We start from the raw sequence: 13420 nt of genomic DNA on the forward strand, positions 1-13420 counted from the left end.
TAACATATGAGTAAAGGAACAAAGAGTATTGCCTTTTATTTTATAATGATCCTGGTTTTTGGTTCATTAATGTATCTGATCGCCAAAGAAGGAGAAAGACAACAGATTGAAAGCGCCATCACTGCTGCCTACGACGCCCCGAAAGACCTTGGTGAAGGTTTTTCTTTGTTCTGGGAGCTGATGACGCACCATATACAGTCGCCCATCGGAATATTATTGTTGCAGATCATCACGATCCTGCTGACCTGCCGCCTGTTCGGATGGTTGTTCCAGCGGATCGGGCAACCGACGGTGATCGGCGAGATCGTGGCGGGTATCGTGCTGGGCCCCTCGGTGCTGGGGCATCTCATGCCCGAAGTTTCGGGGTTCCTCTTCCCGGTCGAGTCGCTCGCCAACATCACCATCCTGAGCCAGTTCGGGCTGATCCTGTTTATGTTTGCCATCGGTATGGAGCTGGATATCACCGAGGTACGGAAGAAGCTGAAGGAAACGATCCTGATCAGCCATACGAGCACCATCGTGCCCTTCTTCTGCGGGATGCTTACCGCCTACTTCGTCTACGACACCTATGCAGATAAAAGCACCCCCTTCCTATCGTTCGCCCTGTTTATCGGTATCGCCATGAGTATCACCGCCTTCCCTGTGCTGGCACGCATCATACAGGAGAAGGGACTGACGCGGACGCATCTGGGGACGATCTCGCTCGCCAGCGCCGCCAACGGCGACATCACGGCCTGGTGCCTGCTGGCTGTCGTGATCGCCATCGCACAGGCGGGCACGATGCTGAGTGCGATCTACAACATTCTCTTCTCGATGCTTTACATCGCTTTCATGTTCTTCGCCGTCCGTCCGTTCCTGAAGATGATCGGGCATATCTATCATAACAAAGAAGTGATCGACAAGGGTCTGGTCGCCTTTATGTTCCTCCTCCTGATCATCTCGGCTTACCTGACGGAGATGCTGGGGCTGCATGCGCTGTTCGGTGCGTTCATCGCGGGCGTGGTGATGCCGAGCAACGTGAAGTTCCGCAAGATCATGACCGAGAAGGTGGAAGACGTCTCGCTGGCATTGTTCCTGCCGTTGTTCTTCGTCTCGACGGGGTTGCGCACGGAGATCGGGCTGCTCAACAGTCCGGAGCTGTGGTGGATGTGCGGAGTGTTCATCGTGGTGGCCATCGTCGGTAAGTTCGGCGGGGCGATGTTCTCCGCCCGTTTCGTGGGCGAGAGCTGGAAAGACAGTTTATATATCGGCGCGCTGATGAATACGCGCGGACTGATGGAGCTGGTAGTGCTTACCATCGGTTACGAAATGCATATCCTCCCCCCCTCCATTTTCGTGATGCTGGTGCTGATGACGTTGGTAACGACGTTTATGACGATCCCGCTGGTTTCGTTCATCAAGTTCTGCTTCCAAACGCGCGAGAAGATCAAAGAATACAAGGCGGTAGACGTGGCCGACGGCACCTACAAGGTGTTGCTCTCGTTCGGACGCGCGGGTAACGGGCAGATCATGCTCGACGTGGCGTACCAGATGTTTGCCCACCGCCGCCACCAGGTAGACCTTACGGCACTCCATCTCACCGTCGGCTCGGACGTGAACCCGCTCCACACCGACAACTTCGAGGAAGTGAGCTTCGGCCCTATCCTTTACGGAGCGAAAAAGCTGGGGATCAACATCGAGACGCGCTACGAGGTGTCGAACAACGCCGGACAGGATATCACGGACATCGTCAACACGGAGGGTTTCGACTTCCTGCTCGTGGGCTCGGGCATCTCGATGAGCAACCAGCCTGACGACATCGAGGCGAACCGTTACCGCACGTCGTTCTACAACCGCTTCTTCCGCCGTTTCAAAGCGCCCGAATCGTGGTTTTACCCCGGCGCGCTGCTGAAAGACAAGACGAAGATGTTTATCGGGAAAAGCAATTGCGACGTGGGCGTATTCGTGAACCGGGGATTCGTGAAGGCGAGCAATGTGATCGTGGTGATCGACTCGGAGAAGGATCTCTTCCTCCTGGATTATACCTCGACGTTGCTCAAGACGACCCACGGCTCGGCGAGCATCCTCGACCGCAGCAGCTCGACGACGCCGGGCAGCGAGAAGATACAGTATGCCATCCGCCAGTTCACCGAATCGGCCAAGCAGGCGAACCTGCTGGCGGAAAAAGACATGACACCGGCTATTTTCAACGGCTACAACTTCATGCTGATCAGTTACGATAGCTGGAACGACGTCTCCGAACACCGCCGCGAAGCGTTGCAGAAGATGCCGTCGACGCTGATCCTGAACCATAAGGAACGGACGGAGGAATAAAAGAGGGCTTCCAAGAGAAAAAATAAATAAAACTATGGAACTATACACACAAAACTATGGGATTTATATATGCATAGAAACAGGCTGAAAAAGGGCCTGAAAAGATGAAAAGCCACAGGGCGCATGCTGGAAAAAAAAGCATGCGCCCTATTTTTTAAAAGGGTGCGGGCTTTTTCCAAAAAGGATGCATGCTCTTTTCGGAAAGGGTGCACCCTTTTTGGGCAAAAGGATGCGGGCTTTCAGGGCGGTCGTCCTCTATATACTGTTTTTAGGGAAGAATGCCGCGATATTTCCCCCTCTTCCGCCCCGGAAACAGACAGCTCCGGAACCGGCCGCCGGAAACAGAGGGAAATGCTTGATTATCATAGTAATTGAAAATTATGACGCACTACTTGCAAATATTACAATTTACAAGTGGAAAACTTGTATATTCCGTTCAAATTCAGGCGGTTTTAGCATACAAATATTAATAGTGAGGCTGCATCATTAATATTAGTAAAATAATTAGTTTTTTATAAAGTATAAGTTTATTTTTGTATTGTATTAGTTGTTGAATTACAGCTATTAACCGACTTATAAACATTCAAAAAGTTAAAATTATGAATGGGATACAATTTCAACAAAAATTATTGGGCTTACAAGAGAACATGATGAATTTCGCTCTTATGCTCACAGCAAACCGGGACGATGCCCAGGATTTATTGCAAGATACAGCACTTAAGGTTTTAGATAATCAGGATAAATTCGTTGACAACGTTAATTTCAAAGGTTGGGTTCTGACCGTCATGCGTAACATTTTCATCAACAACTACCATAAGGTGGTACGCGTGCAGACGGTGGTAGACTCCAGCGCAGACCTTTACAACCTGGACGTGGCCAACGACTCCGGTTTCGACTCGCCTGAAAAGGCATACAACATTCAGGAGATCACGAAAGTAATCAACGCCTTGAATGACGACCTGAAAATGCCGTTCTCCATGTTCGTCAGCGGCTACAAGTACAACGAGATAGCCGAGAAGCTCAATCTTCCGCTCGGAACAGTCAAAAGCCGTATCTTCTTCGCCCGGCAGGAACTACAGAAGAAGTTGCAGGATTTCAGATGATAAAATTCAAAAAGTCAAGTCCTAAATAACCGTAAAAAGTTATTTAGGACTTACTTTTTTCTCCCTGCCTTTCTCAAAAATAACCTATCCCGATTCATACGTGAAATCAAACAGAGGTACTGCTCCGGGAAACCGGAAGACATAAGTTTTTTTCCCGCCTGCCACATTCACCACACAGGAGATTGCCCCAAATATACGGAACAACCTCCTTTAGAAGTAATTTATTTAACAGGAACTAGAATGTCACATCAATCCCTCCCATAAACACAGCCTTGGGCATCGGATAACCATCGTTGATGGAGTAGCGGGTGGCCGTCAGGTTCTCTCCTTTTACAAACAGCTTCAACCCTTTATCCTGTGAGCCGAAACGATAAGAGGCACGAGCGTTCAGTACCGTATAGTCTTCCTTTCTATTATCTTCCGGCTTATTCCCTACATTTGTATACAGGTCGAAAATAGATTGCACACTCAGATTAAATGTAAAGCGTCCGGGCATATAGGTAGCACTGGCATAAAATTTATGGGCAGGGGCGGCTACTATATCTTTGTTCATATACAGGTAACTGTAGTTCATATCCACGTTCAAGTTGTTCAGAATCTGATAACCGGCTTCAAACTCGACACCCTTATTATAAAAACGATCGATATTCGACATCTGACGGTCTACAACAGAGATCATATCTTTACCTTCAATATAAAAAGCTGTCAGTTCGGCATGCAGGCGATTATCGAGTAGATATTGCCCGACGGATAACTCATAACTCAGCATACTTTCCGGCTTCAGATCCGGATTCGCTTTTGAATAAGGGAGATATGAGATATACAATTCACGCAACGTCGGACTCCTGTAGCCTTTTGAAAAAGATCCTTTGATCGTATTTCCTTCAAACGGACGGAGTGCAAATCCCGCCTGTGGCACCCATTCGTTGCCATAAACACTGCTATGTTCATAACGCACACCGGCATTCAGGCTCAGGATATCAAATAAATCCTGCTGCATGATTGCATAACCGGCCACCTCGTTCACCGATTTCTTGACAATCTCTCCGATCGGTCCGTTAATCGAATCGTTCCAGGCATGCCCTCCCCAATTCTTATAATCGACACCGGCTGTAAACGTATTTCCTTCCACCAAGCGGAAAGACTGGTATAGTTGTACCCCCGTGTTATGGTCGTCGGAATAGAAAAGGAACTCGCGAGGATCGGCATTTACCGCATGCCCGTCGTTGATTTTATGGTGGCCCCAGTTATAAAAAACGCGCAGGGCACCGCTTGTCTTCTCATGGTGATTCTCCAAAGCGAACGAGGTTGTACCACGAAGGATATGCATATCATGGTCTAACAACGGGCTCGTGATCGTCCCGGGGTCTTCGGTATTGTACTTGGCCAGGCTCAAATTGCCGGTAACCTTATATTGGTTGTTGATACGGTATCCGAGGTTGGCAAAACCGTTGGTGATATTAAATTTGGAATCCGGCCTATGCCCATCCGAACGATCATGGTTCAAAGAGATGAAACTGCTGAAATTTCCTATGTTATAGCCGTTGTTAACCATGTATTTCTGTGTATTGTAAGAACCGAACATCACCCGGGCCTGCGTACGGCGGCCTTGCTGTTTATGCTGCCGGGTTATAATGTTGACCACGCCACCCATCGCATTCGATCCATACAACAACGAACCCGGCCCACGGATCACCTCCACCCTTTCAATATCAGAAGCCACATAAGTATCCGGCAAGGAATGTCCGAAAACGCCTGCCCACTGCGGCTGGCCGTCAAACAGCATTAGTACCTTACTCCCTTGCCCTACCCCGCGGATGTTCACGGTTCCCGCCGATCCGGTAGAAACTCCGAAGCCAGTCACACCCTTCTCGGTCACAAACAACCCGGGAACCCGCTCCGATAGAACCGGCAGTAAAGCCGATTCGCTACTTGCTTCTATCTGATCCCGGTCTATCACCGAGACAGTCAGCGGGACACTGTTACGGTTCACCTGTATCTTATTCGCAGATACGACAACACCCTGCAGATTAATCAGACTATCTATTTCCATTGGTTCGACAGGTTCGGTTGCATAAGCTGTCGCTCCTGCCAACAATCCTGAAATAAGTAAAAATCCTTTCTTCATAATTTATTCTTGTATAATGTAAAATCGTCCCTATCGGTGACACAAAACAATCAAATCGTGTTACCTTTCGAGCAAAAAAAATAGACTCAATCCGCCCGGCTCATCACCAATTTGCCATGTTTAATTCCCTTGATAGCAGTCAGTTTATCCGACAATTCAGTCAGGCGATGGGCGGTTCCCATCACAGTAACGATGTGAAGGCAGAAATTCTGATTGACATAATATTGGGAAGAAGACAGTATCGCATCCTGATAGTCCTGCTGGATGCTTACGATCTTTGCAGAAATAGCCTTCTTCTCCTGGTCGTACATGATAATAATTGTGCCGGCCACGATGTGATTGCATTGCCATTTCTTCTCAGCCACGTTCTTTTCTATCAAGAAGCGGATGGCCTGCGAGCGGTTGGCAAAGCCATTCTCGTCCACATACTGATCCAGCGATTCCAACAGGTTGTCTTCCAAAGAGACGCCAAAACGTTTTATCGACATATAGTGCTTCATTTATTTTGAGCGGTAAATATACTATTTTATTACCGGTACAAAGATAATTTGTCTAAAAAGAAATAATGTAATATAAATTACAGATATTATTACCAGTATTACTGATTTCACAAAAAACGGGAGTCACATTCCTGCAACTCCCGTCCTCATTACCTCATACTCTAACTATAATCTAATAACTCTGTGTTATCAATCTAATAACGTTGTATCCTTTAAAAGTTTCTTCCGGTGTCCCACCACAGGCGGGTTCCGCAATTGTCTGCACCACCTAAAGCCGTTACTAAAGCAGCATACTGATCAGGATTGGCTGTTTTGATGCCGACAAAGAAATTCAACCTGCGCGGGCCCAGCTTCGAGTCGATCGTACCCTGGCTGTCGTTCACCAGAACCGGGAACAACTTAGGATAACCCGTACGTCTCTGTTCGGCCCAGGCTTCGCAACCTTCCGGGAAGCAGGCGATCCATTTCTGGGTGATGATTTTTTCCAGCTTCTCCTCATTCGTTGCAGCATTATCCCATGCCGGTGTGACGGTACCTACCGCTTTTGCGTTGAAAGAGGCATCGAAAGCATCCAGATAGTCTTTCGGCGTTTTCGTACTTTCCAGGTAAGTAGCCACCTCTTTAGCACCCCACTGGGCAAAAGAAGCCTTGACGCCATTTTCGTAACAAGAACCCGGATTTTCAGAAGACCAGCCTCTCAAAGCAGCTTCTGCACGTAGGAACCATACTTCGGCTGCCGTCATCAGGATCGCATCGGTTGTCTGTGCGACGGTACTCTTTGAATGCTTGCTGTAATTTTTATGTTTGAAACCTGTACCCTGGCGGATTCCTTTGTAGGTACCCTTTACCGGAACGATCTCAGTGCCTTCGCCACCGGCCGCTTTATCAAAGTACTTCGGCAAGCGGGGATCTTCATAACCTCCCATATAGGATTCCATGTTCGCGTTCAGGAATACTTCGCCCCATCCTTTGTTGATCTCACCAAACGGATTATTGTAGCCGGTGCCATCGGTAGAAACAGCCACGATATCGTTGTCGTCTTCCAGCAAACCACCTGCATCCGCGAATGCTTTCTTCGCTTCTGCGGCAGCCAGCTGAGGATCGGCCATAGCGATACGGACAGCCAAACGGAGGCGCAGCGAGTTAGCGAACTTGATCCATTCGGAATAGGTCCGTTTGCCTTGAGGCATCAGGATATCGAACTTCGCGAAGTTCTCCACATCCGGATGAGCTTCCATGTAAGCGCGGATCAAACCGATCCCGTTATCGAGGTCTTCAAAGAAAGCCTTATAGGCAGCAGCCTGCGTATCCGGCATGGAACCGGTCTTCGATCCGAACTGTGTATAGACAACAGGGCCGTACAAATCGGAGACGCGATGTATCAATTCCACCTTCAGAATCTGGGTGATCCCGTAGAAAGAAGGATAATCCTTTTCTGTCAGGTCCTCGGATTTCTGTATCTCCGTCATGATATACCCGTAGGTATTTTCCCAAAACGAGCCGTTCCATCCGTCCTGCATGTTGTAGGTTGTGTTCGCACGGCCTTCGTTAAACGGGTTGAAGTCGTGCACATAACCGGAAAACATATCGGCACTCAGGTTCTGCATGACCTGGAAAGGCCAGTTTTTACCACCACCCCAGTCGTAATTGAAGTAAATGCCCTGCTGAACAACTCCCAGAGGAATCCCGTATTTATTGAACTCCTGCTCCTTCGACTTGTCCGGGAAACCGGCCTGGTTCGTATTATAAGATTCAAAATCATCCGTACAAGCTGAAAAACCGATCAATCCGCCCAGAAAAATTGCGGCTATATATTTATAATTCTTTTTCATAATATACTGTCTTTATTAGAATGTAAATTTAACATTGAAACCTAAGCTTCTGGTAGTCGGCATACCGAATACATCGATACCCTGGTTGTCGTTGCCTGTTGAAAGGACTGCATCCGGATCGAAAGGAGCCGATTTGTGGAAGAAGAATAAGTTACGACCGACAAATGACAACTGTACATCCTGGAAAACCTTCGTTTTCTCCAGCAATCTCTTCGGGAACGTATATCCTAAAGATAGTTCGCGCAGGCGGATATTGGTTGCACTATACATATAATATTCGGTACATCCGTTACGACCGCTGACAGCCGTATAGAATTTATCCGGTTTCACTTGCGTACCTTCCAGGTCTACAAATCCGGCATTACGTGCTGCGGCTGATTCGACGCTCACACCCTTCTGGTCCATATCGGCCTGTGTCTGCGACAAAACATCGCCACCAAAGCGGCCATCGATCAGGAAGTAAAGGCTAAATCCTTTATAAGTCAGGGTATTTCCCCAGCCCAACATAAAGTCGGGGTTGCTGTTGCCAACCTTGATCGTGTTGCCTGAACCGACCACGTTAGGGATCAAATCGCCATCATCATCCTTCGAGAAAACAATTTGGCCTGTCGCTTCGTCGCGTTCAAACGCCTTACCATAGATATCACCCAGTGCACCCCCTTCTACAAGGCGCATAGAGTAAGAAGAAGAGAAACCTTCGTCGCCATAAACAAATGTCTTCAGGTCAGGGTGAAGCTCGATCACCTTGTTCTTGTTCGTCGAGAAGTTAAAAGAAGTCTTCCAGCGGAAATCTTCCGTCATCACCGGCGTGATACCCAAACTGATTTCAATCCCCTGGTTCTGGATGTTACCCGCATTCACATAGTAATATTTATAAGCTGCACCGGCAGAAGAAGGCAACGTAAACAACTGGTTCTTCGTGTTTGTCTTATAGTAAGTGAAATCGAAGTCCAGGCGGTAGTCGAAGAATTTCCACTCCGTACCCACTTCCCATGAAGTACTCATTTCAGGTTTCAGTTCATCGAACGGAGCTTTTGAATTTGTCTGGATAGCTCCACCGGCGACGATCAGGTCGTTGCTTCCGGCAATCGGGTTGCTGATGAAAAGAGGCAGGTCATTACCTACTTTACTCCACGAACCTCTCAGCTTGCCGAAGTTGATCCATTCCGGCATCGTCAGCGAGTTGTTGATGATCCATGACAGACCTACCGAGGGATAGAAGAAGCTGCTGTGCTTCGTATAAGCCAGGGTCGACGACCAATCGTTACGGGCGGTCAGGTCCAGGTACAGACTTTCTTTCCATCCCAGCTGGGCGGTTGCGAAGATAGACTGCATCACACGTTTCTGGTCGATCTGCTGGTCGATGTAAGAAGCCGTAGACATCATAATGTTAGCTACCGAGAACTGGTTGGGGTAATACAGGGAAGCCGTCTTCGAGTCGAGCCTCAGCGAGTTGACGGTCGTGCTGTTGATGCTACCACCGATGGCGCCTGTCAAAGCAAAGTCGTCCCACTTTTTATTAAACATGGCCATAACGTCGCCATAATAGAGCGTCTCCGTATGATTCAGATCGATATAACGACCGTTCGATCCGGCGATAGCCGGGGCGGTGGTGGCATACATTTTCTGGTTGTATGTATCGTGTGTATAATCGACTGTTCCGCGAGCTTGCAGGCTTAACCAATCTGTCACCTTCACGTTGGCAGTCAAAGAAGCGATGGCGCGCGAACGTTTGTCGTTACTTTGGATGCGGTTGGTGATCCAGTAGGGATTCTGTTCCATATCGCGTTCGGCATCCGTGTACCAGTTTTGCTGCATCAGGTTGCGGTCGTTGTTGAAAGTTTCAAAGTTCGTGCGGTACTCGCCGATGTTCTCGCCACGCGGGAAACGGTAAAGGCCCACCAACGGGTTCATATAATAACCACCGGAAGCCGGGCGGTTCTTGATACTTTGCGACATCAGGTTCACGTTAGCATCCAGTTTCAGGTAATCGTCGAAGAAACCGGCGGTTTCACGGAAGTTCAGGTTATGCTTCTGCATCTTGTTATGTTCCACGATACCCTTGGCACTGGTGTTGGCATAGGAGAAGTAAGTCTGCATCTTTTCGTTACCGGTCGTAAGCGACAGCGAGTTGATGGCCGTCACCCCGTTCTGGAAGAAGTCGCCGGCATTATCATAATCAGCCAGATTCCCCTTCGCGCCCCAGCTCGTCTTCGTTTCCTTGTCCATGCCATATTCGTTCTGGAATTCGGGCAAACTCATCGCATGATCCACCGTCAGGTTGGAAGAGAAAGTTACTTTCTGCACGCCCGCTTTTCCTTTCTTTGTAGTGATCAGGATGACACCGTTGGCAGCTTGCGAGCCATACAGGGCAGCAGCCGAGGCTCCTTTCAAAATGCTCATGCTCTCGATGTCGTCCGGGTTAAGGTTGGAAATACCGTCGCCACCGTCGCGGTTACCAGCGTCCGCCGTACCACCGATTGCGCTGACTGCCTGTTCGTTGCTGCTGTTCAGCATCGGCACACCGTCGATAACGTATAACGGCTGGTTGTTACCGCTTACCGAGCGGTTACCACGGATAGAAACTTTGGCAGATCCACCTAAACCGGAAGAACTCTTGTTGATCTGCACACCGGCGGTCTTACCTGCCAGGGCATTGATCATGTTCGGGTCTTTGGCACGAGTCAGCTCATCGCCGCCGACCTGCTGGGTCGAATAAGTCAGGGAGGATTCTTTTTTCTTGATACCCAAAGCAGTCACCACCACTTCTTCGATATTCTGTGAATCTTCTTCCAGCAGCACCTTCAGGGATGCTTGTCCCGCATATTTGATTTCCTGCGGGTTATATCCGATATAAGAGATAACGATGATGGAATTATCGGGCAAGGTCAATGTAAACTGGCCGTCGACATCGGTTATCGTCCCGTTCGTTGTACCTTTTTGCAGCACGTTCGCACCGATGATCGGTTCGCCGGACTTATCCGTAACAACTCCTTTGACAGTCTTGGCTGCCTGCTGCATGATCGCCTCTTTCTTGTTGAGGATAATTTTGGTGTTTACCACCGTGTAGGCCACATCGGAGTCGCCGAACAATTTGTTCAAGACATCGAAAATGTTTTTTTCGTCCACTTTCACCGACACCTTACGGCTGGTGTTCACGATACTGGCATCATAGATAAAAGAGAAATCCGTTTGGTTCTCAACGGCTTCGAGCACGTTGGCTATCGTGCTGTTCGACATATCCAGCGAGAGCGTAGCATTCTGTGCATACGTATTACCCGCTACTGCGATACCAAGACTAAGGAAAAAGAATACAACGCTCAATCTCATAACTAATGGTATTTTTCGGAAAAGATGAAAACTTTTCTTCCCGATAATTTCTAAGGTTACAATTTTATTCATAATTTTGTGATGCTTATTATTTAATATAAAGTTAACTATAGCTGCGTCAACAGCTTGGACTTTTGCATGCGGGGAGATGCGTCAACATCTTTCCGTATGTTTTTGGACTTTTTTTCTACTTCCACATAGGCATTTCGATTTAAAAAGGTTCTACACTATTATTTTACTCTTTTGATATTTCTATGACTGACATTTCCAGCCGATTGTCGGCCGTTATCACCGGTTTGCTGATCTTAAACTTGACGTTCGACGCCAGTTTGAGATATTCCATCACCTGCGGTAACTGTTCCTCTTTGAACTTCGCGGTGATGATGGCTTCGAGCACTTCCTTGTCTTTCACATCGAACCGTACGTTATAATGGCGCGTCAACGCCTTGAGTACCCGCGACATGGGTTGGTTTTTGAAGATGATCTCGCCGTTGCGCCAGGCGGTATTGTTGTCGGCGTTGACCGAAGTGATGTACAACTTACCGCCCACCCGTGTAAACTCCGCCCGCTCGTCGGGTTTCAGGATCTGATGGGTGACGTGGCCGCCTGCCTGCGCGATGTTGAGCTGCACCGAGCCTTCGACGAGGGTGGTCGAGACAAACTCGTCATCCTTGTAGGCCGATACGTCGAAGCGGGTTCCGAGCACTTCCACCGAATAAGACGGATCGACTTTCACGATAAAAGGTTTCTCCGGATTCTTCGCCACCTCAAAATACCCTTGTCCGGTCAGTTCGACCTGGCGGCATTCGGGCCAGAAATTTTTAGGATATTTCAATGAACTTCCTGCGTTCAACCAAACTTTCGAACCGTCCGGCAGGTCGAACGTCGAAACTACCCCGGGATTGGTGCGCACTTCGACCATGCGCACCTCTTCTTGCCCAATCTGCATGAAAAGGTATGCAGATAAAACTAACACCGGGATAAAAAGTACGGCTGCAACTCTTTGCAGCATCTGTAGGGAACGGTGTAAACTAACTTTCTTATTTTGTTTACGTACTTTCGATTTGAAACGGACCAGGGCCATTTCAGGATCGACCGACTCCATCACCCGTACGCGGTCTGTCACCTGCAAGGTAAAATAAACCTGCTCCAGCAACTTTGCGTTTTCCGGCGAGGCTGCCACCCAGTCGTCAACCTGGGCGCGTTCGTCGTCGGGCAGTGTCCCTTCGATATATTTTATCAGTATGTATTCGTCTACTATCATCGCTGTTTCTCCTGTTTCTATTATTAATACAATTCAGAAAAAGGATATACTAAACGAAAATGTTACTTTTTTAAGAAAAAATTCAAAATCTTTTTCCTATCCCCGTTTGTTATCTAAAATACAGACAGTTATCATAAATAAAAAAGAACATGAAAAAGATAGTTTTGCTCCGCCACGGCGAAAGTGCCTGGAACAAGGAGAACCGGTTTACCGGATGGACCGACGTCGATCTTACCGAAAAAGGTATTGAGGAAGCTCGCAAGGCGGGCGATTTGCTGCGTAAAGAAGGGTATGTTTTCGACAAAGCCTATACATCTTATTTAAAACGTGCTGTTAAGACATTAAATAATGTACTCGACCGGATGGACCAGGACTGGATTCCGGTAGAAAAAAGCTGGCGCCTGAACGAGAAGCATTACGGCGCACTGCAGGGCCTCAACAAAAGCGAGACGGCCGAGAAGTATGGCGACGAACAGGTGCTGATCTGGCGCAGAAGCTACGATGTGGCACCACATGCCCTGAACGAGGACGATCCGCGTAACCCACGTTTCGAGATCCGTTATAAAGATGTACCCGACAAGGAGCTGCCGCGCACGGAGTCGCTGAAAGATACCGTCGAACGCATCCTGCCTTACTGGAAAGACGTGATTTTCCCGTCGCTCGAAACTGCCGACCAGATCCTGGTGACGGCCCACGGGAACAGTCTGAGGGGCATCATTAAATATGTACGCAACATCCCGGACGAGGATATCGTGCATCTGAACCTGCCTACGGCCGTTCCTTACGTACTCGAATTCGATGACAACCTGAACCTGGTAAAAGATTATTTCCTGGGTGACCCGGAAGAGATCAAGAAATTGATGGAAGCCGTTGCAAACCAAGGAAAAAAAGAAAAGAAATAGTTGTTTTTCACAGTCCGCGCCCGGGATTTTTTTGGAAATTTTCCGGGC

8 protein-coding genes are annotated in these 13420 nt (G+C 48.3%); 3 read left to right on the plus strand and 5 right to left on the minus strand.

Annotated elements, in window-relative coordinates:
• The first annotated feature begins 6 nt into the window (after nt 1-6).
• Nucleotides 7-2313: a cation:proton antiporter gene (locus DWW23_RS14815; RefSeq protein ID WP_122354053.1), complete on the plus strand. Its 2307-nt coding sequence runs from the start codon at nt 7-9 to the stop codon at nt 2311-2313.
• 599 nt (nt 2314-2912) lie between these two features.
• Nucleotides 2913-3416: an RNA polymerase sigma factor gene (locus tag DWW23_RS14825; protein ID WP_122354055.1), complete on the plus strand. Its 504-nt coding sequence runs from the start codon at nt 2913-2915 to the stop codon at nt 3414-3416.
• Nucleotides 3417-3651: 235 nt separating this feature from the next.
• Here DWW23_RS14825 and DWW23_RS14830 read toward each other — a convergent pair whose 3' ends face one another.
• From DWW23_RS14830 to DWW23_RS14850, 5 genes are all read right to left on the minus strand, one after another.
• Nucleotides 3652-5544 carry a TonB-dependent siderophore receptor gene (locus DWW23_RS14830; protein WP_122354056.1) on the minus strand — a complete coding sequence of 631 codons (1893 nt, stop codon included), beginning with the start codon at nt 5542-5544 and terminating at the stop codon, nt 3652-3654.
• Nucleotides 5545-5630: 86 nt separating this feature from the next.
• The gene (nikR, locus tag DWW23_RS14835) at nt 5631-6032 is read right to left on the minus strand and encodes a nickel-responsive transcriptional regulator NikR (RefSeq protein ID WP_122354057.1); all 402 of its coding nucleotides are present in this window, start codon (nt 6030-6032) and stop codon (nt 5631-5633) included.
• Between the two features lie 224 nt (nt 6033-6256).
• Entirely contained in the window at nt 6257-7876 is a 1620-nt protein-coding gene (locus tag DWW23_RS14840; RefSeq protein WP_122354058.1) for a SusD/RagB family nutrient-binding outer membrane lipoprotein, read from the minus strand.
• Nucleotides 7877-7891: 15 nt separating this feature from the next.
• On the minus strand, nt 7892-11278 hold the full coding sequence (locus DWW23_RS14845) for a TonB-dependent receptor (protein ID WP_370449276.1): 3387 nt from the start codon (nt 11276-11278) through the stop codon (nt 7892-7894).
• 163 nt (nt 11279-11441) lie between these two features.
• Nucleotides 11442-12470: a FecR family protein gene (locus tag DWW23_RS14850; RefSeq protein WP_122354060.1), complete on the minus strand. Its 1029-nt coding sequence runs from the start codon at nt 12468-12470 to the stop codon at nt 11442-11444.
• Between the two features lie 149 nt (nt 12471-12619).
• Here DWW23_RS14850 and gpmA point away from each other — a divergent pair, with 149 nt between their 5' ends.
• Entirely contained in the window at nt 12620-13372 is a 753-nt protein-coding gene (gene gpmA / locus DWW23_RS14855; RefSeq protein ID WP_122354061.1) for a 2,3-diphosphoglycerate-dependent phosphoglycerate mutase, read from the plus strand.
• Nucleotides 13373-13420: the final 48 nt, after the last annotated feature.

The organism is Parabacteroides sp. AF14-59, from assembly GCF_003479515.1.
Lineage (GTDB): Bacteria > Bacteroidota > Bacteroidia > Bacteroidales > Tannerellaceae > Parabacteroides > Parabacteroides faecis.